Raw genomic sequence first — 22,917 nt, forward strand, 5'->3', positions numbered from 1 at the left:
TCGGCCTGTTCCCGTTTCCCATAGAACACCTCCTGGTTCCTCAGTTGGTGCTCTCCACATTTTCCGGGCAAGTCCAACTAGGCGGTGCGTAGGTCGTATTACCCCTTTTCAGAAGCAATCGACTTACGCATCGCTTTCGCTCGCAGCATGGCTCGTAATCGCGCTGCTAGCTCGGTATCTGAGCGGCCTCCTAGGGTGTTGGTAGCACCTTACGGAGGCCGCTCTCGTTTCCGAGCTTCCACAGACCTACCACGTCCCAACGAGCCACGCAAGTCAGCGCTTGCCGTTGGCTGGACTTTTTCTTAGGCTCTCCTGAAACGGAGTGCCACCATGACCGACCCAGCCGTCCAAAGGCTTGAAATCGAACTGGCAGAGATCGAGAAAAAGCTTTCTGACCTAGATTTATATCAAGATTACAAAGCACTGAAGAGAATCATACGACGCTTGCGTAGTCGAGATGATGATGAGCGTCCGCTAGGTAGCCGAGATGATGATGAGCGCCTGCTAGGTAGGGATGAGGCGATGCCTATGACGAGCACTGCTGGAAATCCGGCCACAATGAAAAATGCTGTTGTAGAGGTTCTAAAAGGTAGAGCCTCACCCATGGCAACAAAAGATATTTATGACTGGATTTCAGATCACGGGGTCGAGGTGCCAGGGGAAAACCCTACCAACAACCTGAGCGCTCACATGTCCCGAGATCCCCGTTTCCTTAGTTGGGGACGAGCCGGTTGGACATTGACGAGTGCGATCGACCCAGACCTCACCGAGGTGCAAGGCATAGCGGCCGACTTTCTAGCGTCTCTAGATGATGAGGCGCGTCAACCTCTTTTGCACAGCATATCGGAGGGCCGTGGCCTCACTAGCGAGTTAGACGGTGAGCTTCTTCGCTTTGCTCGGCAAAGAATGGGAAGGCATCTCGTGAACGAAGAGAAACGAAGCCTTCGTGAAAAGATTGTGGCGGATGGGAGCGCTCGTGAGCGCGGAGAGGGCGGCGAGGCTTAGGTTCTATCTTCACTGTGACAACATCACAATGTTCACCCCTGCAACGTCCTGACCCCCACATCCCCCTCCGCCCGTGACGCGATCGCGGCCACCGCTGCGATCGCCCCTGCCGCCGTCGTGAAATACGGGATCTTGTCGTACAGCGCCACCGACCGGATGTCGCGCGAATCGGCGATCGCCTGCGCGCCCTCGGTCGTGTTCAGCACCATCGCGATGTCGCCGTTCTTCAGGCGGTCCACGATGTTCGGGCGGCCTTCGTAGACCTTGTTCACCGGCTCGGCCGCGACGCCGGCGCCGCGCAGGAACTCCAGCGTGCCGCGGGTCGCGAGAAGGGTGAAGCCCATCGCCGACAGGTCACGCATCGCCGCGGCCATCTCGGGCGTCTTGTCGGCGTCCTTGACCGACACGAACACGCACCCCGCTTCGGGCAGGTGCGTGCCCGCGCCCATCTGCGCCTTCAGGAACGCGCGGGCGAAGTTGCGGTCCCAGCCCATGACCTCGCCGGTGGACCGCATCTCGGGGCCCAGCAGCGTGTCGACGCCGGGGAAGCGGGCGAAGGGCAGGACCGCCTCCTTGACCGAGAACCAGGGGGTTTTCGGGTCCGCCAGCGTCAGCGGGTCGGCGTAGGGCAGGGGCGTGTCGGGGCCGACGCCTTCGGGATAGGGGGCGCGGTGAGGGAATGCCTCCATCGGCTCGCCCGCCATCAGCCGCGCGGCAATGGACGCGATGGCGCTGTCGGTTGCCTTGGCCACGAACGGCACGGTGCGGGACGCGCGCGGGTTCACCTCCAGCACGTAGATCGCGCCGTCCTTGATCGCGAACTGCACGTTCATCAGGCCCACGACGTTCAGCGCCAGCGCCATCGCGACGGTCTGCCGCTTCAGCTCGGCGATGGTGTCCGCGTCCAGCGTGTGCGGCGGCAGCGAGCAGGCGCTGTCGCCCGAATGGACGCCCGCTTCCTCGATATGTTCCATGATGCCGGCGACGTGGACGGTGCGGCCGTCCGACAGCGCGTCCACGTCCACCTCGATCGCGCCGGACAGGTAGCTGTCGAGCAGCACCGGGTTGCGGCCCGACACCTGCACGGCGGTGGTGATGTAGCGGTTGAGGTGGTCCATGTCGCGCACGATTTCCATCGCGCGGCCGCCCAGCACGTAGGAGGGGCGGATCACCAGCGGGAAGCCCACGCGGCCCGCGATCTCGCGCGCTTCGTCGGCGCTGCGGGCGATGCCGTTGACGGGCTGTTTCAGGCCGAGGTCGTGGAGCAGCTTCTGGAACCGCTCGCGGTCCTCGGCGAGGTCGATCGCGTCCGGCGTGGTGCCGAGGATCGGGATCCCCTCGTCCTTCAGCGCCTGCGCGAGCTTCAGGGGGGTCTGCCCGCCGAACTGCACGATGACGCCGTGAAGCGTGCCGTTTTCCTGTTCAACGCGCAGGATTTCCAGCACGTGTTCCAGCGTCAGCGGCTCGAAATACAGGCGGTCCGAGGTGTCGTAGTCGGTGCTGACCGTCTCGGGGTTGCAGTTGACCATGATGGTCTCATACCCTGCATCGGTCAGCGCGAAGCAGGCGTGGCAGCAGCAGTAGTCGAACTCGATCCCCTGGCCGATCCGGTTGGGGCCACCGCCGAGGATCACCACCTTCTTGCGGTCCGAGGGCCAGGCCTCGTCCTCGACATCGCCCATCGCGGGGGCTTCGTAGGTCGAATACATGTAGGGGGTCTGCGCCTCGAACTCGGCGGCGCAGGTGTCGATGCGCTTGAAGACCGGGAGGATGTCCAGCGCCTGCCGGGCGCGTCGGACCTCCGCCTCGGGGTGGCCCGTCAGATGCGCGAGGCGGGCGTCGGTGAAGCCCATCATCTTGATCCGCCGCAGCCCCTCGGCGTCCGAGGGCAGGCCGTGGTGGCGGATCTCGTGCTCGGCGTCCACGATCTCGCGGATTCGGGCGAGGAACCACGGATCGAAGCTGGTGACGGCGTTGATGTCGTCGTCCGACAGGCCGGCGCGCATGGATTCGGCGATTACGCGGATGCGGTCGGGGGTCGCCTGCGACAGCGCCTTGATGAAGGCGGGGCGGCCTTCCTCGGCCGCGCCGTCGATCGCGATCTCGTCCAGGCCCGAAAGCCCGTTCTCCATCGAGGCGAGCGCCTTTTGCAGGGACTCGTGGAAGGTGCGGCCGATCGCCATGACCTCGCCCACCGACTTCATCGCGGTGGTCAGTTCGGGCTTCGAGCCCGGGAACTTCTCGAACGCGAAGCGCGGGATCTTGGTCACGACGTAGTCGATCGACGGCTCGAAGCTTGCGGGCGTCACGCGGGTGATGTCGTTGTCGAGCTCGTCCAGCGTGTAGCCAACGGCGAGTTTCGCCGCGACCTTGGCGATGGGAAAGCCGGTGGCCTTGGACGCCAGCGCCGACGAGCGGCTGACGCGCGGGTTCATCTCGATCACGACCATGCGGCCGTCGGCGGGGTTCACGGCCCATTGGACGTTCGAGCCGCCGGTTTCCACGCCGATCTCGCGCAGGACGGCGATGGAGGCCGAGCGCATCCGCTGGTATTCGCGGTCCGTCAGCGTCAGCGCGGGCGCGACGGTGATGGAATCGCCGGTGTGGACGCCCATCGGGTCAATGTTCTCGATCGAGCAGACGATGATGGCGTTGTCGGCGCGGTCGCGCACGACTTCCATCTCGTATTCCTTCCAGCCGAGCAGGCTTTCGTCGATCAGCACCTGCGCCACGGGCGACGCATCAAGGCCCGAGCGCACGATCGCTTCGTAGTCGTCGCGGTTGTAGGCCACGCCGCCGCCGGTGCCGCCAAGGGTGAAGGCGGGGCGGATAATGGCGGGCAGGCCCACGTTGTCCAGCGCCTCGACGGCCTGCGCGACGCCGGCCGCGATATCGTACTTGCCGCCGGGCAGCTTCGGCGCGGACACGATGGTGGCGCGCGGGTTTTCCAGCCCGATCCGGTCCATTGCCTCGCGGAAGAGAGCGCGGTCCTCGGCCATCTCGATGGCGGACCGCTGCGCGCCGATCAGTTCGACGTCGTATTTTTCCAGCGTGCCGCGATCGGCGAGCGCAAGCGCGGTGTTCAGCGCGGTCTGCCCGCCCATCGTCGGCAGCAGCGCGTCGGGGCGTTCGGCGGCGATGATCTTTTCGACCACCTCGGGGGTGATCGGTTCAATATAGGTGGCGTCGGCCATGCCGGGGTCGGTCATGATCGTCGCGGGGTTCGAGTTGACGAGGATGACCCGGTAGCCTTCCTCGCGCAGCGCCTTGCAGGCCTGTGCGCCGGAATAGTCGAACTCGCAGGCCTGGCCGATCACGATGGGACCGGCGCCGATGATGAGGATCGAGGAAATGTCGGTTCTTTTCGGCATGGCTCGTTCCCTCGGGCTTGCGGCGGATAAATCGTCCGGGGTTATAGCCACGGCCCGTCCGGGCGCAAGGGCGGCGGGGCCGCGCCGCGCGTGGGCGGCCCCGCATCCGCGCGGAACGGGGGCGGCCGGGCCGGCGTTGTGTCCAAAGCTTTGAACGAGGATCCAGATGTCGAACAACGAAGGCAACATCCAGAAGGCGGCACGCTGGCACCGCCCGGCGATCATCGGGATCGTCGTCGCGCTGGCATTGGCGGCGCTGGCCGCGTTCGTCTTTGCCCCAATGGGCGGCAGCGCGCCCGAACCGGGCGGGCAGGCGGCGCCGGGGACCGACGCGCTGGCGCCCGCCACCACGCCGGGCGCAGAGCCGGTCGCGGGCGGGCAGGCGACGACGACGACGCCGCCCGCAACGACGACGCCCGCCACGAACTGAGCGGCCGGTCCGGCTGGCGCGAAATGAAAAAGGGCGGCTCGCGGAGCCGCCCTTGTCTGTTGGTGACCTTTAGGGTCAGCCGTGGCGCACGTCGGCAAGCGCCGCGACGCCCGGCAGGTCCTTGCCCTCCATCCACTCAAGGAAGGCGCCGCCCGCCGTCGAGATGAAGGTGAAGTCGTCGGCTACCCCCGCCTTGTTCAGCGCCGCGACCGTGTCGCCGCCGCCGGCGACCGACACCAGGCGGCCGTCGCGGGTCAGGTCTGCCGCCGCCCGGGCGGCCGCGTTGGTGGCGGCGTCGAAGGGCGCGATCTCGAACGCGCCCAGCGGGCCGTTCCACAGCAGCGTGCGGCTTTGGGCAAAGACCTCGCCGATGGCGGCCACGGTCTGCGGCCCGGCGTCCAGGATCATGGCGTCGGCGGGGCAGGCGTCCACGGGAACGGTCGTGTTCTCGGCATTGGCCTTGAACTCGCGCGCGACGACCACGTCCACCGGCAGGTGGATGGTGCAACCCGCGGACTGCGCCTTGTCGATGATCGCGCGGGCGGTGTCGGCCATGTCGCGCTCGGCCAGGCTGGTGCCGACCTCGATCCCCTTGGCGACGAGGAAGGTGTTGGCCATCCCGCCGCCGATGACGAGGTGATCGACCTTTTCCAGCAGGTTCGACAGCAGCTCGAGCTTGGTCGAGACCTTTGCCCCGCCCACCACCGCGACCACCGGCCGCTGCGGGTTGCCCAAGGCCGCGTCCAGCGCGTTCAGCTCCGCCTCCATCAGGCGGCCCGCGGCGCTGGGCATCATCCGCGCCAGCCCCTCGGTCGAGCCGTGGGCGCGGTGCGCCGCCGAGAACGCGTCGTTGACGAACACCGACCCCAGCGCGGCGAGCGAGGCCACGAAGGTCGGATCGTTGGCTTCCTCGCCCGGGTAGAAGCGGGTGTTTTCCATCAGGAGCACGTCGCCCTTTTCCAGCCCCGCCACGGCGCGCTTGGCCGGGCCGCCGATCGCCTCGTCCGCGAACTTGACGGGCTGGCCCAGCGCCGCTTCCAGCGCCGGGACGATCTGCTTGAGGCTCATCGCCTCGACCCGCTGGCCCTTGGGGCGGTCGAAATGGGCCAGCAGGACCGGGATCCCGCCGCGGCCCTGGATGTCCTTCACGGTCGGCACAATCTTTTCGATCCGGGTCGCGTCCGTGACCTGCCCGTTCTCGACGGGGACGTTCAGATCCACGCGCGTGAGGACGACCTTGCCGTCCATGTCGAGGTCGTCGATCGTGTTGAACTGGGCCATGCCGGTCCCCTTTTTTCGCCGTTCCGTGTGTGCTGCGCCTTACTGGCCGCAGATGACATTCGCGTCAACTGCCCGCGACCGGACGGCACGCGGGCGCGGGCGGATGCGTTGCCCTTGGCCGCACGGGCGCATAAGCCGGTGCCACATGACGCGAAAGGAGGCCCGGATGGCCGACATCAAGGATCCCGAAAACACCATCATCATCGAGCTGAAGGACGGCCCGGTGGTGATCCAGCTTCTGCCCGACGTGGCGCCCAAGCACGCCGAGCGCATGAAGGAGCTGGCGCGCGCGGGCAAGTACGACAACGTGGCCTTCCACCGCGTGATCGAGGGCTTCATGGCCCAGACCGGCGACGTGGAACACGCCAACATGGAAAAGGACTACAAGCCCAATCGCGCGGGCACCGGCGGGTCGGACATGCCGGACCTTCCGGCCGAGTTCTCCAAGCTGCCGCACGAGCGCGGCACGATCGGGGCGGCGCGCAGCCAGAACCCGAACAGCGCCAACAGCCAGTTCTTCATCAACTTCAAGGACAACTCGTTCCTGAACGGCCAGTACACCGTCTATGGCCGCGTCCTGTCGGGGATGGAGCATGTCGACAAGATCGCCCGCGGCGAGCCGCCGGCGAACCCCGACCGCATGATTTCCGTGAAGGTGGCCGCCGATGCACAATAAGTTCCTGATCGCCGCGGCGCTGGCCGCCACCGCCACCGTCACCGGCACCGCCGGCGCGGGCTTCGCGCAGGACATGCCCGCCGACGGCCCCGGACCGAACCTTGTGATCGAGGTCGCGGACGAAGGCGGCGCATCGAAGGGCCAGATCGTTCTGGACCTGTACGCCGACAAGGCGCCCAAGCACGTCGAGCGGATCGTCGCGCTGGCGAAGTCGGGGGCCTATGACGGGGTGGTGTTCCACCGCGTGATCGACGGCTTCATGGCCCAGACCGGCGACGTGGAGTTCGGCAAGCAGGGCGGCGACACCGCGATGGCCGGCACCGGCGGGTCCGACATGCCCGACCTCGCGGCCGAGTTCAACGACACCACCTTCGGGCCCGGCACCGTCGGCATGGCCCGTTCGGCCAGCCCCGACAGCGCCAACAGCCAGTTCTTCATCGACCTGGCGCCGGCCCCGTTCCTCGACGGCGAATATACCGTCGTGGGCCAGCTGGTCGAAGGCTGGGACGTGCTGGGCGCGGTGAAAAAGGGCGATGCCGCCGCCAACGGCGCGGTGGACCGCCCGGACTACATGGCCAAGGTGACCGTGGCCGAGTGATCCGCCGTCTGAGAACCGGTCGGGAAAGGCGGCGGGCTTCGGCCTTGCCGCCTTTTTCGTCGCGGCCTATTGCGTCGCGGCCTATTGAGTCGTGGGCAGCAGCGTCGTGACGCCGGTCGCGCCGGCCCGGGCAAGGTCGGGGTCCAGCGACATGCCCACGTACTCGCCCCGCCGCCAAAGTTCCGACAGGTCGTCGTAGTGGCGCGACAGCGGATGGCCCGACTGCCCGGTCGAGATGACGAAGACCGAACTGTCCGGGTCGGCCAGGTCATAGACGCCGCGATAGCCCGCGCCCGTCACCTGCGCCCACCGTCCCGGCGCGGCCAGACCGTCCGTCCCCGGCGTCGTTCCGCGGTCGCCCGCGCCGCCCGCGCTCGTCGCGCGCGCCAGCGTGAAATCCCCGCCCGACGTGGACTGGATCAGGCTCACCACCCAGCGCAGCCCCGGCATCCGGCCGAGCGCGGGGTGTTCGTGCCGCGCCTCGTGGACGTCGCCCCAGCGCCAGCTTGCCACGTCGCCGCCGAACCGTCCCGACAGGTCCAGGATCGCGGCGTCCAGCGCCTGCCGCGCGATGGTCGCGCAGCTTTCCATGGGGGCGGACTGCACCACGTCGCACCAGACGCCCGCGCCGCCCGTGTTGCGGAACACCGCGTCGATGAACGCGGGCCTGAGCCGCGTGAGCGAGTCCGTCAGCGGCCCCAGCTCGTCCTGCACCAGCCGCGCCTGCAGCTGCGCCATCCATGCCGAATAGATCAGCGGCTCGGGCAGATGCTCGCTCATGTTGCCGTCCCATTCGGCGAGCAGCGCAAGCGCGTCCTGCCGCTGCCGCTCGGGCGTGCCCTGCGCGGCGGGCTCGCCCGTGAACCACAGGTCGGCGCCGACCAGCGGCAGCAGCGCGCGGGCGGCCGGGCTGACGGTATCCAGCTGGGCTGCAACGAAGCTGTCGCGCGAATGAACCTCGCGCGCGGACAGAAGCCGGGACAGCCGCGCTTTCCGCAGCGCGCCGTCGCGGCTGTCGCCAAGGATGCTGCCGGGCGTCGCGGGCGCGAGCAGCGGAAGAAGGGCGGGGGTGGGGGCCGCAGGGGTCGTCGCGGCAGGTGCCGGCGGGGGCGTGGCCGGCGACAGCTCGGACATCGTCGGCTCGCCCGCGATCGGGACGGAACCCGGGCCGGGGCCGGGTGCGGACCGCGGAACCGTCGGCGGCGCGGACGACGCTGCGGCTGCGCCCGGTGCGCCGGGCGTGCCGGACATGGCCAGAACCTCGGCCCCCGTCGCGGCGAGAATGCCGTTCTGGGCGGGCTGGTCGCGCCCGGCCGCGCCCGCGGGCAGAAGCCCGGTCCACCCCGCGCCGCGCAGCCAGCCCGGCACTGGCATCCGGCCGCCGGTCGGGTGGTCCGCGCCGCGCATGGGCACCGCCCCGGCAAGCGTCTGCGCGACGCCGCCCTCGTCGGCCAGCGTGACCTGCACCGCGGGCGCGACGATCCCGCGCACCGCGCTTGCAGCGGCAACCCGGTCGGGCGCGGTCATCAGCCCCATCAGCGCGGTCATCGTGGTGTCGTCGGCCGCAAGCCCGGTCCAGCGCAGCGCCGCGACGTGCCCCGAGGGCGTAACGGACCCCAGCGCGAAGTGGCCGCCGGGGATCACCGGGCCATTGCCGGTGTCGCGCAGGGTGATCGGCTGGTTTTCGGCGCCGCGGATGCGGATCACCTCGGTCCGGGTGGTGAACTCGGTCCAGCCGTCGGGGCCGCGATAGCGGTCGGCATTGCCGGGCTGGACCTCCTCCATCACGATGTCCTGATCGTCCACCTGCGCGGGCGTCAGCCCCCAGGCGAGGGTCGGGTTGCGCCCGGTCAGCACCGCGGGCACGCCCGGAATGGTGCCGCCGATCATCCCGCCCGAGGCAAGCTCGATCCGGGCCAGATACCACAGCGACGGCGCGGTCAGCGCCACGTGCGGGTCGTTCGCGAGCAGCGGCGCGCCGGCGGCGGTGCGTTCGGGTGCTGCGGCGAAGGCGTTGGCCGACGCGCCGAGGCCGGGCCGCACGAACCCCGCGAGCCCGTCGAACCAGCCGCCGGGCTGCGCCCCCGCGTGGTCGGGGCTGGGCAGCCGCGCGTCGCCGAAAAGCGAGGCATACGCGGGCAGCGGCGCCTCGCCCGGGCGCGCGACCACGTCCTGCCCGCGCTCGGGTGCCGCGATCGACAGCCGCGCGCGCAGCACCTCGGCCGGGATCTGGTCGCTGGCGCCCGCCGCGATCAGCTTCAGGATCGCCAGCGAATCCGCCGGCTGCCAGTAGGCGACGTCGCCCGGCAGCACGAAGAACTCGGGCGCGCCACGCCCCCGCGCGCCCTCGTTGACGAGCGCGATCCACGCGTTCACCCCGTCGGCATAGGCCGCGAGCGCCGCCTTGGTGCGGTCGTCTTGCGCGGCTAGGGACGCCTGCGCGTTCCGCCACAGGCCCAGCCTGCGGGCGAGGTCGTCGGCGGCATAGGTGCGCGAGCCGTAGATCTCGGACAGCCGCCCCTGCGCCGCGCGGCGCAGCACCGTCATCTGGAACAGCCGGTCCTGCGCGTGGGCGAGCCCCAGCGCGAAGAAGGCGTCGTGGTCCGAGCCCGCGAAGATGTGGGGGACGTCGTCGGTCGTCCGCACGATCTCGACCTGGGCGCCGATCCCCGCGACCCGGTGGGTCGCCTGATAGTCGGGCAACGAGCGGACCGCGAAATACCACGCCAGTGTCACCGCCAGCACCGCGCCGACAAGAAGCCCCACGGTCAACCGGACCAGCCAGCGGAAAAGCGTCAGCATCGGCGGGGCGGTCCTTCGGGTCGATCGGCCGGCGGGGCGGCGTTGTGGGCGGCGTGACGGGCGGCGAGATGCGCGGTTGACCCGCGCGGGTGGTCGAGGGTTGAAATGCGGCGATGCATAAGTCAGCACCGGCCGCAGATCAACGCGGTGCGGAAGGCAGGGGGACGGCGGATGGCGCGTGTGGCATTTCTGGGGCTTGGGGTCATGGGCTACCCGATGGCGGGGCACTTGGCCCGCGCGGGGCATGAGGTGACGGTTTATAACCGCACCGCCACCCGCGCCGGGGCGTGGGTCGCCGAGCACGGCGGACGCGCGGCGGCGACACCGCGCGCGGCGGCGGACGGGGCGGCGTTCGTGATGGCTTGCGTCGGCAACGACGACGACCTGCGCGCGGTCTGCACCGGCGCGGACGGCGCGTTCGCGGGCATGGCGCAGGGCGCGGTGTTCGTGGACCACACCACCGTCAGCGCCGCGGTCACGCGGGACCTTGCGGCGCAGGCCGAAGCCGCGGGCCTGGGCTACGTCGATGCGCCGGTGTCGGGCGGGCAGGCGGGGGCGGAAAACGGCCAGCTTTCCATCATGTGCGGCGGCGCCCAGGATGCGTTCGACCGCGCCGAGCCGGTAATGGCGGTCTATGCCAAGATCTGCCGCCGGATGGGCGACACCGGCGCGGGCCAGCTGGCCAAGATGTGCAACCAGATCGCGATCGCGGGCGTGGTGCAGGGCCTGGCGGAATCGCTTTCCTTTGCGGAGCGCGCGGGCCTGTCGATTCCCGACCTGGTCGAGGTCATCAGCCAGGGCGCGGCCGGCAGCTGGCAGATGCAGAACCGCCACGCGACGATGGCCAAGGGCGAGTTCGAGTTCGGCTTTGCCGTGGACTGGATGCGCAAGGACCTGGGCATCTGCCTTGCCACCGCCGACGAGAACGGGGCGAGCTTGCCGCTGACCGCGCTGGTGGACCAGTTCTACAAGGACGTGCAGAACATGGGGGGCGGGCGCTGGGACACCTCGTCCCTGATCGCGCGGCTGCGCGCGAGATGAGCGGGGATGCGGTGATCCATCGCGGGGTGGGCAAGGCGGACCCGGAGTGGTTCGAGAACCGCTTCGCCGCGAACGGCTGGACCGGCGCGTGGCGGAACGGGGTCTATGGCTACCACCACTACCACGCCACGACGCACGAGGTGCTGGGCTGCTATGCCGGGTCCGCCCTGCTTCAACTCGGCGGACCTGACGGCGCGGTCCACGAGATCGCCGCGGGCGACGTGGTGGTGATCCCCGCAGGCGTCGCGCACAGGCGGGTGGAGGCATCGGACGACTTCGCCGTCGTCGGCGCCTACCCGGACGGCGTCACGCCCGACCTGCAGGAAGTCGGGGGCGATCCGTCGATCGCGCTGGACCGGCCGGAATGCGATCCGGTGCTGGGCGCGGGAGAAGGGTTCGCGGCGGACGGCTGATGCCTTGGGGCTCGCTTCGTCGGGCGCGCGATCGGTGCCTGAGGCAGGGTGTTGCGGGCATCTTGTCCCCGCCTAGCCAAGCCGCTCTCTCACCGCCAGCGCGATCCGGCGCGCCGTCCTGCTCCTGACCGGCGCCGCGCCCTTCTGCCGCAACCTGCCGCGCCTCAATGGAAATCCCGCGATTCCGGCATGATCCGGGCGTCCCGCGGATGGCCGTGCCGTTGCGTCGGGATCGGCCGCTTCACCTCGTCGGCGCGGGCAAGCTGCGGGTCCACCGTCTCGCCCTTTGACAGGCGCAGCAGCGCGTCGCTGCGGTCGTGGACGGCGCGGGCGACGATGTGGGTCACGCCCTCGCTGCGCTGGACCTGCCCCTCGACCACCATCAGGCGCGCGGTCATGACGGTCTTGCGGAACGCCTCGAACACCTTGGGCCAGACGACGAGGTTGGCGACGCCCGTCTCGTCCTCCAGCGTGACGAAGCACACCCCCTTGGCGCTGCCGGGACGCTGCCGGATCAGGACGATCCCCGCCATCCGCACCGGCTGCCGGTTTCGCAGGCGCGAGAGGTCCGCGGCCGACACATGCCCCTGCCGCGCAAGCGAGCGGCGCAGGAACCGCATAGGATGCGCCTTCAGGGACAGCCGCAGGGTCTGGTAGTCGGCGACCACATGCTCGCACACGGGCATCGCGGGCAGGGTCACGCGCGGCTCCGCCCCCTCGTCCTCGCGCTCGGCGAACAGGGGCAGGTCGGGGGCATCGCGCAGCGCCCGCGCGTCCCACAGCGCCGCCCGCCGGTCCAGGTCCATCGACCGCAGCGCATCCGCCGCCGCGATCCGGCGCACCGTGCCCGCATCCAGCCGCGCCCGGTCCTTCAGCTCGGCCAGGCTCTCGAACGGGGCGTCGCGCGCGTCCACGACCCGCCGCGCCGCCGCCTCGGCCATCCCGGTGATCTGACGCAGCCCCAGCCGCAGGGCGAAGCGCGGCGCGCCCCCGCACGCCACGGCAGGCTCAAGCGTGTTGTCCCAGTCCGACAGGTTTGCGTCCACCGCGCGCACGGCCACCCCGTGCGCCCGCGCGCAGCCCACGATCTGCGCGGGCGCATAGAACCCCATCGGCTGGCTGTTCAGCAGCGCCGCCGCAAAGGCGTCGGGGTAGTAGTGCTTGAGCCAGGCCGAGACATAGACCAGATGCGCGAAGGCCGCCGCGTGGCTTTCGGGAAAGCCGTATTCGCCGAAGCCCTTGATCTGGTCGAAGCAGCGGCGGGCGAAGTCGGGGTCGTAGCCGCGCTCGATCATGCGGCCGACCATCTTGTCCTGCAGCTTGTCGATCGTGCCGCGCGACCGGAACGTCGCCATCGCCTTGCGAAGCTCGTTCGCCTCGGCGGGGGAAAACCGCGCCGCCACCAGCGCGATCTTCATCGCCTGTTCCTGAAAGATCGGCACGCCCTTGGTGCGGCCAAGGATGTGGCGCAGCTCGTCGGGATCGTTGGGGGGCGCGGGCGAGGGGTATTCCTCGACCTCGATCCCGTTGCGGCGGCGCAGATAGGGGTGGACCATGTCGCCCTGCACGGGGCCGGGACGGACGATCGCCACCTCGATCACGAGGTCGTAAAAGCAGCGCGGTTTCAGGCGCGGCAGCATGTTCATCTGCGCCCGGCTTTCGACCTGGAACACGCCCAGGCTGTCGCCCCGGCACAGCATGTCGAAGACCGGCTTCGCGTCCGGGGCGGCCGGGTTCAGGTCGGCAAGCGTCAGCGGACGCCCGTAATGCGCCGCCACCAGGTCGAAGCATTTCCGGATGCAGGTCAGCATCCCCAGCGCCAGCACGTCCATTTTCAGGATGCCAAGCGCGTCGATGTCGTCCTTGTCCCACTCGATGAAGCTGCGGTCGGGCATGGCGCCGTTGCCGATCGGCACGGTCTCGGTCAGCCGCCCCTCGGTCAGGATGAAGCCGCCGACATGCTGGCCCAGATGCCGGGGCATCCCGATCATCTGCTCGGCCAGCCGCAGCGTCATCGCAAGATGCGGGTCGCGCAGGTTCAGACCGGTCTCGGGCGCGTGTTCCAGGTTCTCGCCCCAGCTGCCCCAGACGGTCGAGGCGAGGGCGCCGGTCACGTCATCGGACAGGCCCATGGCCTTCCCGACCTCGCGGATGGCGCTGCGGGGGCGGTAGTGGATGACGGTCGCGCACAGGCCCGCGCGGTGGCGGCCGTATTTGGCGTAGATGTGCTGGATCACCTCCTCGCGCCGCTCGTGCTCGAAATCGACGTCGATGTCGGGCGGCTCGTCGCGGTCCTCGCTGATGAAGCGCTCGAAGAGCAGGTCGTGGTGCGCGGGATCGACCGGGGTGATGCCGAGGACGAAGCACACCGCGCTGTTGGCCGCCGAACCGCGTCCCTGGCACAGGATCCCTTCGCCGCGGGCGAACTGCACGATCTCGTGGATGGTCAGGAAATAGCGCGCGATCCGCTTCTTCGCGATCATCGCCAGCTCCTTGACGATGGTGTCGCGCACATGGTCGGGCGTCCCGTCGGGATAGCGCCACTCGCACCCGGCCCAGGTCAGCTCCTCCAGATGCTGGTCGGCGTCGAGCCCCTCGGGCACCGTCTCGGCCGGATATTCGTAGCGCAGGTCGTCGAGCGAAAAACGGCAGGCGTCGGCCACCTGCCGGGTCGCCGCGATGGCGTGGGGCCAGTCGGAAAACAGCCGCGCCATCTCGGCGGGCGATTTCAGGTGCCGCTCGGCGTTGGCGTCCAGCAGAAAGCCCGCGCGGGCGACGGTGGTGCCGTGCAGGATGCAGGTCATCACGTCCTGCAAGGGGCGGCGGTCGGGGGCGTGGTAATGCACGTCGTTGGTGGCGAGGATCGACAGCCCGCAGGCGCGGGCGGCCGCATCCAGCCGGTTGATCCGGGCCCGGTCGCAGCCGCGATAAAGCCAGCGGGCCGCCACATGGCGCAGCGTCGGCAGCCGCGCGGCGAGGTGCGGCAGCGCCGACAGGTCCTCGGATGCCGCCGCCGCCGTGGCCGCATCCCCGGCGATCTCGGGCGGCATCCAGATCAGCTGGATGACGCTGCCCGCAGTCCCCCCGGGCGCGCGGGCCGCGTCCGCCAGATCGTCCAGCGTCAGGTCGCAGATGTCCTTCGCCTGCCAGTCCCCCGCCGCCGTCGCCATCCGCCCCTTGGAGATCAGCGCCGACAGCCGCCCATAGGCCGCCCGGTCGGTCGGATAGGCGAGGAACGCGGTCCCGTCCGTCAGGACGATCCGCGCCCCGATCACGGGCCGCATGCGCGCCTTCTTCGCCTCGGCATGGATCCGCACCACGCCCGCGAGGCTGTTCAGGTCTGCGATCCCGATGGCGTCGTGACCCAGCTCCCACGCGGCCTGCACCAGATCGGGCGCCATCGACGCCCCGCGCAGGAACGAAAAGGCCGAGGTCACCCCCAGCTCGACGTAATCGGCGCGCGGGTTGGGCGTGAATTCGCCGGCAAGCGTGCGGCGCGGAACGCTGTCGTTCTGCGGCATCAGCCCGCCCCCGCGCGCGTCAGGTCACCGCCCGCGCCCGATCTTCTGTCCGCAAATATTCCGGGATCCGGGGCAGCGCCCCGCCTTTGCAGCCCGTTCATGCGAACACCCCGTGCAAGAACCAGCGAGGCGCGCCGCCGCGCCCGTCATGGGCCAGCCCCTCGCGATAGATCCACAGCCGCCGCCCGCCCGGGTCCTCGACGCAGAAATAGTCGCGCAGCCGGGTGCCGGGGCGGTCCACCCACCACTCCGGCGCGATCCGTTCGGGGCCGGCGTGGCGCGCCACGCGCAGGATCTGGCGGCGCCAGACGAACTGCGCGGGCGGGCCTTCGGGGATGGCGTAGAGGACACGGATTTCCTCGGGCGGGTGGAACAGGCGCAGGGGCCGCGCGGTGCGGGTGGGGGAAGGGGGCGCGGGGGCCGGATCGGCAGCGCCGGGGCTGAGGCTGAGGGCGGGGTCGACCACGACGGGGCAGGGCGGGGTGTCATCAACGACCTGCGCCTCCTCCGCGTTCGCCCCTTGCACGACGGCATCCTCGTCTGCCCGGGGCGACCTTGGATCGCATTCCGCGGCATCCGCCGCCGGTCGCCGCCCCGTTGTTCGCCGCCCGGCCGTTCTTCGCGTCTTGTTGCGCGGCTCGGGCACCCTTGTCCGCGGCCTTCCCTCCAGCGCGGACGCGGTTTCCTCGGCCCGTTCCGGGACGTGGCTTTCGCGCGGCTCGGGCCGGGTGATCGCCCCCGCGCCGAAGCGGGCGCTCAGCCGGTCCACCAGCCGCGCGAGTTCCAGCGTGCCGTCCGCGCCGCCGTCCAGCCGGTCCTGCGCGGCGGCCAGCGGCTCCACCGCCTCGGCCGTCAGGGTGATGAGGTCGAAGCCGAAGCCCGGGTCCAGCCGTTCCAGCCGGTCGCCCCACAGCCGCGACAGATGCGCGGGATCGCGCGTCGGCACCGCCATCGCCACGGACAGATCGCGCCGCTCGCCGTCCACGCGGAACACCGACAGGACCAGCCGTCGGCAGCCCTGCGCCTCGGCCGCCAGCCGCGCGCACAGATCGCGCGTCAAGCCCGGCAGCCAGTCCGAGGGGTCCTGCACCGGCTCGGCCAGTCGCGCCGCCGCCTGAAAGCGGGGCGGCGGCTCGGGCGAGGACATCGGCTCGGCCAGCCGCCCCATCGCCTGGTCCAGCCGGATCAGCGGGTTGTCGCCCGGCTCGGCCCGGCCGAACCGGCGCATCATCGACAGCCGCGGCACCGCGGCCAGATCGCCGATGGTCCGCAGCCCCAGCCGCCGCAAAAGCAGCAGCGTGTCCCCCGACAGCCGCAGCGCCGCGACCGGCAGGGGGAAAAGATCGCCGGGGTCCGCGCAGACCGCGCGTTCCGCCCCGTAGCGCGCAAGCCCCCAGGCCGCGCCGCGCGTGGGGGCTACGGCCACCCGCGCGGTCAGCCCCGCCAGCGCGAAGCGCGCCTGCATGTCGGCCAGCATCGCCGCCTCGCCGCCATGCAGATGCGCCGCGCCCGTGGTGTCCACCACCAGCCCGTCGCACCCGTCGGCCGCCGACCACGGCCCCCAGCGCCGCGCCCACAGCATCAGCCGGTCGAGCGTCGCGGCTTCCAGGTCCGGCCGCGCCTCCTCGATCCGCAGGGCGGGGCAGATCGCGCGCATGTCGGTGACGCGCGCGCCGACCTGCACGCCCGCCAGCCCCGCGGCCCGGTTCGCGCCGTGGATCACCGGCCCGTGCCGCCCCTCGACCGACAGGGCGAGCGGCAGGTCGTCGGGAATGTCCTCGCTCCGGCGCAGGGCATGGGCGAGCCATAGCTCGATCGGCAGCAGCGGCAGGTGGATCGACACGATCCGACGGGCGGGGGGGGCGCCTTGGGGACCGGTCGCAACCTCGCGCCCGGTGCCGTGCTGCCGCTCACGGCTGTCCGGCGGCCCTGCGGTGCCCGCAGCGGGGCGGCCCGCGCCCAGCCTAAGCGGACGCATGGGCCCTTGCCCTTGAAATGGCCGGGATGTCGCCCGTGCCAGGGAAACCGGCGTCGTGCAGGGGCGCGAAGGTCAGGCCACCGGCCGCATCGTTGCTCACGAGCCATGTCGCGGGCGGGCGGCCCCGGGCGCGGAACAGCTCTGCCTTCCAGCGCGGGGCGCCGGGGGCCAGCGGGTCGTGGGGATGCGCGGCCGAGGGGGCGCAGCTCAGCCGCCAGCGCAGCCGGGCGGCGCTGGGCTGGGGCGCGCTGCCGTGCAGGATCAGCCAGCAGGGCCGCCCCCAGCGTTCCGCCCGCAGCGCGAGGCGGCGGGTCGCGGTGAAGCTGGGGGCGTCGCCGTGGATTTCCCCCACCACGGCGGCCAGCGCCGGGCTGGACAGCCCGTCCTCGAGCGCCGCCAGAACGTCGGTGGCGCGGGACAGGTCGGCGCGCAGAAGCGGCCTGCCGCTGAAGGGGGCGGATGGCAGGTAGGGCGCGCCCGCCTCGCGCCGCGACAGCCGGTCCTGCGCCCACAGGACCGCGCCGCCGGGCGGCAGCATGGCCATCACGAACGCCCCCGCCGCCCCGTCGAGCGGGTGTGCGGCAAAGGCCTCGCACAGGGTCGGGGCGTCGAACCCGGGTGCTTCCGGCAGGGCATCGCGGGCATCGGAGACGCCCGCCACCCCCGCGGCCATGCCAGCGGCCACTCTCGTGGACACACCCGCGGGCCCGGTATCCGGGATACGCGCATCACCGGCCCGTGCCTGCCCGGAGGGCAGGGGCCGCCGCCGGAAGGAATGAACGGACATGGGGTTCTCACAGCGCCTTTGGGTCGAATGTTCTCATTTCGTTCTAGTCCTGCACAGAACGATTCGCCACCCGCTTCTGGTTCCCTTGGCCGTTGCTGACGTGATCGCCCGCTTGGCGTCGGCGGGGGCGGTTGCTAAGCACGACCCATGCCCATCACCACCTCCGTCCACGTGCCGACCCCCATCCAGACGCCCGCGCCCGCCCGCTCGCGCCAGCGCAGGCACAGCCCGTGACGCCCGCCGCGCGGGTCGAGGCCGCGATCCACATCCTCGACCAGATCATCGCCGGCAGCCCGGCAGAGCCCGCGCTGATCCGCTGGGCGCGCGGCAGCCGCTTCGCCGGATCGGGCGACCGGGCCGCGGTACGCGACCTCGTGTTCGACAGCCTGCGCCGCCGCCATTCCCGCGCGCGCCTCGGCGGTGCCGCGCCGGGGGCCGAGACCGGCCGCGCGCTGATGATCGGCATGTGCCGCGAGACCGGGCAGGACCTGGCGGGAATCTTTACCGGGCAGGGCCACGCCCCCGCGCCGCTGACGGATGCCGAGGCCACCGCCCCGCCGCCCGGCCGGGACGATCCCGCGATCGACCTGCCCGAGTGGATCGCCGCGCGCCTTAAGGCCGACCTCGGCCCCGGATTTCCGGCCGTCGCGGCCGCCTTGCGGGACCGGGCGCCGGTCTGGCTTCGCGCGAACCCTGCCCGCGCCACGCCGCAAGCCGCCATGGCCGCATTGGCCGCGGACGGGGTCGAGGCGGTGCCCGCGCCCGACCTGCCCGGCGCGTTGCGGGTGACGGCGGGGGAACGCCGGGTCGCCGCGTCCGCCGCCTATCGCGACGGGCTGGTGGAGCTTCAGGACCTGTCGCCCCAGCTTGCCTGCGCCGCGCTGGACATCGGCCCGGCCACCCGCGTCCTCGACTTTTGCGCGGGCGGCGGCGGCAAGTCGCTGGCGCTGGCCGCGCGGGGCGCGCAGGTGACCGCCCACGACGCGGACGCGGGCCGGATGCGCGACCTTCCCGCGCGCGCCACCCGCGCCGGAACCCCCGTCGGCATCGCACCCCCGGGCGGCCCCAAGGGCGTGTTCGACCTGGTCGTGACCGACGTGCCCTGTTCGGGGTCGGGCACCTGGCGGCGGTCGCCCGACGCGAAGTGGCGGATCGCGCCCGCGGACCTTGACCGGCTCGTCGCCCTGCAACGCGACATCGTCGAACAGGCGGCGCGCCACGTGCGGCCGGGCGGGCAGCTGGCCTACATGACCTGCTCGCTTCTCGACGCCGAGAACGGCGTTCAGGTGGGCCGGTTCGTCCGCAGCCATCCCGAGTTCCGGCAGGTCCGGTCCCAGACCCTGACGCCCCTCACCGCGAGCGACGGGTTCTTCTACGCGATCCTCGCCCGGGATTGACGAAGGAGAGGGCGCCCGCGCGACGGAGACCTGACCCCATCATGACCTTGCGGCAACGCGGGGCCAAGACGGGTGTCCCCCAGCGTCTCGGTGCATCGCGCCAGACGCTGCGACACCGGCGCGCCAGCGCAACGGACCACTTGATCGGCGCCCCGTTGTTTGGCATAGAACCGCCTGTATGCGCAGGACAACCAATGCCCGGGACAGGGCGCTGCGCGCACCGACTGAACTGCGCGACAACGCACATTCCGAAGCGGACGACCTGCACACGGAAAACTGCGGCCATGCACAAGTGTGGCAAGTCGCGTCAGGCGTTGTATCTGGAAATCTTTGTAAACTCGCTTCGATCGAATTGATTGGCGCGAAGTGTAAACGGTAGAAGGTGGTTTGGAAGATGCCCTCGATCGATATCGTCAGGCTTGACGAGAATCCCCACGAAACGGAAAACGGGCTCCGCTCCGATACGGCCTCGCGCGGGGTCGATCTGGCTGGCGCGAAGATCACGGTCACCTATTCGGACGGTTCTTCCGAAACCCTGACCTGGGAGGCTTTCGACCCCTACACCAACGGCGGCGCGTCGGGCACCGACGTCACCATGTCCTATGGTTTCGACTGGCATGAGCTGTCGACGACCAAACCCCTTGCCTCGCTGAGGTTCGACCTGCAGCCCGCAAGCTCGGTCTTCGACACCACGACCGACAGCGCCGATTTCCCGGAAGGGCAGTCGACGCCCGGCTCGCTGAACGGGTTTCCGTTCCGTCTTGACACCGAGTCCGAAGACAGCATCGGCGGCGACCTGACGGTGACCTATTCGGGGATCGTCAACCGCGCGGGCAGCCCGGCGGTCGGCGATCTTTACACAACGATGGTCGTCGATTTCTCGAAGCTGCCCGGCGGCGGCCTTCTGGGTGATCTGCGATGGAACTCCGACATCGACACGATGCGCGATGCCGGGGACCTGGTGCCGACTGATGCGACATGTATCGCCCGCGGAACCTTGATCACCACCGATCTCGGCGACATCCCCGTCGAGGAGCTGAGGGCGGGCTGCAGGGTCCTGACCGAGGATAACGGATTCCAGGAACTCGTGTCGTCGATGAGCCGGGTTGTCGAGGCCAGCGGGCTTCGCGGCAATCCGAAGCTTTATCCGGTGCGGATCACGGCGGGGGCGCTGGGTTCCGGCCTGCCGAAACGGGATCTGGTCGTATCGCGCCAGCACCGGATGGCCGTGAAGTCGAACATCGTCAAACGCATGTTCGGGGCTGAAACCGTCCTCGTCGCCGCGATCAGGCTGACGGAATTGCCGGGCATCTATGTCGACGAAACCGTCGAGAGCGTCGAATATTTTCATCTCGTCTTCAAGAAGCACGAGGTGATCTTTGCCGAAGGCACGCCGACCGAAAGCTTCCTGATGAACTTCGAGACGCAAAAGACCCTGACCCGGGCGCAGCGGGACGAATTCGCGTCGCTGTTCCCTGAGGTGGGTGAAACCGGTTATCGCGGCGCGCCGGCGCACGCAATTCCGTCGCGGCTGCTGCAAAAGGAACTGGTGCGGCGGCATGTGAAGAATTTGAAGGGCATTCTTTCGCTGTAGCCAAGCGCCGACGTGAACGAATGATGCGACGGGGTCGGACATCCAACGGCCCCATCCGTCTTTCACAGGTTCCGCCGTCGGGACGGCCGCTTTCCGGTCACCGAGTCTCTGGCGGTTGCGAACCGGACCGCTGCCCGACAACGCGCTGGTGGAAATCGACGGCCCGGTCTGACGCCGCCGGGCCGCGAGCTCAGTTCGCGCCGCCCCGCAGGATCGACGCGGGCTGCAGCGCAAGGAACCTGGCCGGGTTGGCGTCTTCGGCCTTGATCGCGTCCTTCTGCGCGCGCAGTTCGTTGAACCGCGCGTTTTCCTCGGGCGTGCGTTCCGTGGCTTTCAGACGCGCAAACTCCCGCAGCACCTGCCGCGCGCGGGCCTCGCGCGCGTGGGGCTCGCGCGTGAGGTCGGCCAGGCTGTCGAAGCTTGTAAAGCGGCGCAGCGCCGCGTCCACCAGTCCCGCGTAGCGGGTGCCTTTGAGGTATCGCGGATGATGGTAATGCAGGATCAGCGCGTCGGTCTGGTCGAGCCTTGCCCCCGCCGCCGCCTTCCAGGGCTTGTCGAGGTCTCGCTTCATCGACAGGTTAAGGGCACTGTCCATGACGTTCGCCGTCAGGCCCGCGCGCGCGATCGCTACGGGCAGCGCGATCTGGTCGAGCCACGGGCGGCGTTGCTGGACCGCCTTGTTCGCGTCGATCGCCAGCGCCGTGTCCATCCACAGCCGCGCGAAGTCCGAACCCGTCGGAAAGCCGACCACGCCCGCGTTGAAATAGGGCAGGGACTTGACCGCCTTTCGGGCCAGCACCACCCGCTCGTCCGGCGGCTCCATCCCAAACATGGCGTAGATCGGGGTCCAGTTGGCCTGCTTCTTTCCCCAGGTGAGCGCGCCTTCGGGGACGACGCTGACCTGCCCGTCGCGGGCGATCAGGCCAAGATCGAAGGGGCGGGCGATCGCCGTGTCGGTGTCGAGAAAGATCGAATGCCGCGTCTCGCGCGGCTGGCAGGCGGCCACGATCTTGTTGCCCTGCTTGTAGTGCGGCTGGAACGGCGCGCGCGGCATGAAGCGGATCGACACGCCGACGCTGGCCATGAACTCGGCCACGTAAGGCGGCAGCATCGCGCGCCGGGGCTCCGGGCAATAGGCGATGATCTCGGCCCGCTCGAAGCTCGCGCGAAGCGTGCTTGCAAGGACGATGCCGTCGATCAGCAATGCGGGCGGGTCGATGACGAAGAAGAACGACAGATCGTCTTGATCCAGCTTGTGCCTCGTGCGCGAAGGGGGGCCAAAACCGATGCACAGCAACATGGTCGGGGCGAGAGGATTCGAACCTCCGGCCTACGGTACCCAAAACCGTCGCGCTACCAGGCTGCGCCACGCCCCGAACGCTGGCCTTGTAGCGGCCGCGCGGGGGCTGCGAAAGGGTTATTCGGGGCAAGCCGGGGCGTAGATGCGGGACGGTGCGGGGGTGCCGGGGTGCCGGCCAGACCGGGTTCGTTCAGCGGCAGGGGGCCTCGGCCTTGTCCTGCGGCAGGCGCGGGTGGCGCAGGATGGCGCCGGGGGCGATGTCCAGCCGCGCCGCCTCTCCGCCGCCGATCTCGAGCACCATCAGGCGGTCGGGGTCGGTGTCGCCCGGCGCGGCGCCGGGCAGGGGGGTCAGGTCCATCGGCCGCGCTTTGCGGTGGATGTGGCGCACGACGCCGGAGGCGTCCATGTAAAGCAGGTCCAGCGGGATCAGCGTGTTCTTCATCCAGAAGGATTGCGGACGCGCTTCCTGGAACACGAACAGCATGCCGGTGCCCGGGCGCAGGCTGCGGCGGTTCATCAGGCCGATGCGCCGTTCATCGGGCGTGTCGGCGATCTCGACCGAAAAGCTGACCTCGCGGGTGCCCGTGACGAAGGTCGCGATTCCGTCGCGGCAAGCGGCGCCATTCGCGGCAGCCGTCTGCGGGGCCGCCCCTGCGGCAAGCGGCAGCAGTCCTGCCGCGAGGGCGAGCGCAAGCGCCGCACCGTGTCGCCGCACGGGCCTGC

16 protein-coding genes and 1 tRNA gene are annotated in these 22,917 nt (G+C 70.2%); 8 read left to right on the forward strand and 9 right to left on the reverse strand.

The window, feature by feature from the left end; translation table 11 throughout:
* Positions 1-330: 330 nt before the first annotated feature.
* Complete coding sequence (locus tag FNF32_RS02600; RefSeq protein WP_131675416.1) at positions 331-1,005, forward strand: hypothetical protein; 675 nt, start codon at positions 331-333, stop codon at positions 1,003-1,005.
* Between the two features lie 32 nt (positions 1,006-1,037).
* Here FNF32_RS02600 and carB read toward each other — a convergent pair whose 3' ends face one another.
* Positions 1,038-4,376 carry a carbamoyl-phosphate synthase large subunit gene (gene carB / locus FNF32_RS02605; RefSeq protein WP_131675417.1) on the reverse strand — a complete coding sequence of 1,113 codons (3,339 nt, stop codon included), beginning with the start codon at positions 4,374-4,376 and terminating at the stop codon, positions 1,038-1,040.
* A gap of 166 nt (positions 4,377-4,542) precedes the next feature.
* Here carB and FNF32_RS02610 point away from each other — a divergent pair, with 166 nt between their 5' ends.
* Positions 4,543-4,806: a hypothetical protein gene (locus FNF32_RS02610; RefSeq protein ID WP_131675418.1), complete on the forward strand. Its 264-nt coding sequence runs from the start codon at positions 4,543-4,545 to the stop codon at positions 4,804-4,806.
* A 75-nt stretch (positions 4,807-4,881) separates the two neighbouring features.
* Here FNF32_RS02610 and FNF32_RS02615 read toward each other — a convergent pair whose 3' ends face one another.
* On the reverse strand, positions 4,882-6,087 hold the full coding sequence (locus FNF32_RS02615) for a phosphoglycerate kinase (protein WP_131675419.1): 1,206 nt from the start codon (positions 6,085-6,087) through the stop codon (positions 4,882-4,884).
* Positions 6,088-6,253: 166 nt separating this feature from the next.
* On the opposite strand from FNF32_RS02615, the gene FNF32_RS02620 reads away from it, so the two are divergent.
* The gene (locus FNF32_RS02620; RefSeq protein WP_131675420.1) at positions 6,254-6,763 is read left to right on the forward strand and encodes a peptidylprolyl isomerase; all 510 of its coding nucleotides are present in this window, start codon (positions 6,254-6,256) and stop codon (positions 6,761-6,763) included.
* The gene (locus FNF32_RS02625) at positions 6,753-7,361 is read left to right on the forward strand and encodes a peptidylprolyl isomerase (protein ID WP_131675421.1); all 609 of its coding nucleotides are present in this window, start codon (positions 6,753-6,755) and stop codon (positions 7,359-7,361) included. Before FNF32_RS02620 ends, FNF32_RS02625 begins: the two co-directional genes overlap by 11 nt.
* Positions 7,362-7,442: 81 nt before the next feature.
* Here the strand turns inward: FNF32_RS02625 and FNF32_RS02630 are convergent, their stop codons facing one another.
* On the reverse strand, positions 7,443-10,163 hold the full coding sequence (locus FNF32_RS02630; RefSeq protein ID WP_185961829.1) for a penicillin acylase family protein: 2,721 nt from the start codon (positions 10,161-10,163) through the stop codon (positions 7,443-7,445).
* 171 nt (positions 10,164-10,334) lie between these two features.
* Between FNF32_RS02630 and FNF32_RS02635 the strand changes: the two genes are divergently transcribed.
* A complete protein-coding gene (locus FNF32_RS02635; RefSeq protein WP_131674498.1) occupies positions 10,335-11,204 on the forward strand; it encodes an NAD(P)-dependent oxidoreductase in 870 nt (289 codons plus the stop codon).
* Positions 11,201-11,617, forward strand: a complete 417-nt coding sequence (locus tag FNF32_RS02640) for a cupin (protein ID WP_131674497.1) — start codon at positions 11,201-11,203, stop codon at positions 11,615-11,617. Before FNF32_RS02635 ends, FNF32_RS02640 begins: the two co-directional genes overlap by 4 nt.
* Positions 11,618-11,781: 164 nt before the next feature.
* Here the strand turns inward: FNF32_RS02640 and FNF32_RS02645 are convergent, their stop codons facing one another.
* The 3 genes from FNF32_RS02645 to FNF32_RS02660 all read right to left on the reverse strand — a co-directional run bounded on the left by FNF32_RS02645 (position 11,782) and on the right by FNF32_RS02660 (position 17,789).
* Positions 11,782-15,138: an error-prone DNA polymerase gene (locus FNF32_RS02645; protein WP_131674496.1), complete on the reverse strand. Its 3,357-nt coding sequence runs from the start codon at positions 15,136-15,138 to the stop codon at positions 11,782-11,784.
* A gap of 97 nt (positions 15,139-15,235) precedes the next feature.
* Positions 15,236-17,116: a Y-family DNA polymerase gene (locus FNF32_RS02655; protein WP_246087642.1), complete on the reverse strand. Its 1,881-nt coding sequence runs from the start codon at positions 17,114-17,116 to the stop codon at positions 15,236-15,238.
* Complete coding sequence (locus FNF32_RS02660; RefSeq protein ID WP_185961830.1) at positions 17,103-17,789, reverse strand: hypothetical protein; 687 nt, start codon at positions 17,787-17,789, stop codon at positions 17,103-17,105. The genes FNF32_RS02655 and FNF32_RS02660 overlap by 14 nt, the downstream gene beginning before the upstream one ends.
* A gap of 344 nt (positions 17,790-18,133) precedes the next feature.
* Here FNF32_RS02660 and FNF32_RS02665 point away from each other — a divergent pair, with 344 nt between their 5' ends.
* Together FNF32_RS02665 and FNF32_RS02670 are read left to right on the forward strand one after the other, a co-directional pair.
* Positions 18,134-19,300 (forward strand): RsmB/NOP family class I SAM-dependent RNA methyltransferase, encoded by a 1,167-nt coding sequence (locus tag FNF32_RS02665; RefSeq protein WP_131674495.1) that lies wholly within the window; start codon positions 18,134-18,136, stop codon positions 19,298-19,300.
* Positions 19,301-19,694: 394 nt separating this feature from the next.
* Positions 19,695-20,894, forward strand: coding sequence for a Hint domain-containing protein (locus tag FNF32_RS02670; RefSeq protein ID WP_131674494.1), 1,200 nt, complete (start codon positions 19,695-19,697; stop codon positions 20,892-20,894).
* Positions 20,895-21,084: 190 nt separating this feature from the next.
* Here FNF32_RS02670 and FNF32_RS02675 read toward each other — a convergent pair whose 3' ends face one another.
* The 3 genes from FNF32_RS02675 to FNF32_RS02685 all read right to left on the reverse strand — a co-directional run bounded on the left by FNF32_RS02675 (position 21,085) and on the right by FNF32_RS02685 (position 22,909).
* A complete protein-coding gene (locus FNF32_RS02675; RefSeq protein WP_131674493.1) occupies positions 21,085-22,194 on the reverse strand; it encodes a hypothetical protein in 1,110 nt (369 codons plus the stop codon).
* A tRNA-Pro gene (locus tag FNF32_RS02680) sits at positions 22,194-22,270 on the reverse strand. Before FNF32_RS02680 ends, FNF32_RS02675 begins: the two co-directional genes overlap by 1 nt.
* Positions 22,271-22,384: 114 nt before the next feature.
* On the reverse strand, positions 22,385-22,909 hold the full coding sequence (locus FNF32_RS02685) for a DUF192 domain-containing protein (RefSeq protein ID WP_246087643.1): 525 nt from the start codon (positions 22,907-22,909) through the stop codon (positions 22,385-22,387).
* Positions 22,910-22,917 lie beyond the last annotated feature (8 nt).

It is taken from the genome of Paracoccus marinus (assembly GCF_007018965.1).
Classification (GTDB): Bacteria; Pseudomonadota; Alphaproteobacteria; order Rhodobacterales; family Rhodobacteraceae; genus Paracoccus; species Paracoccus marinus.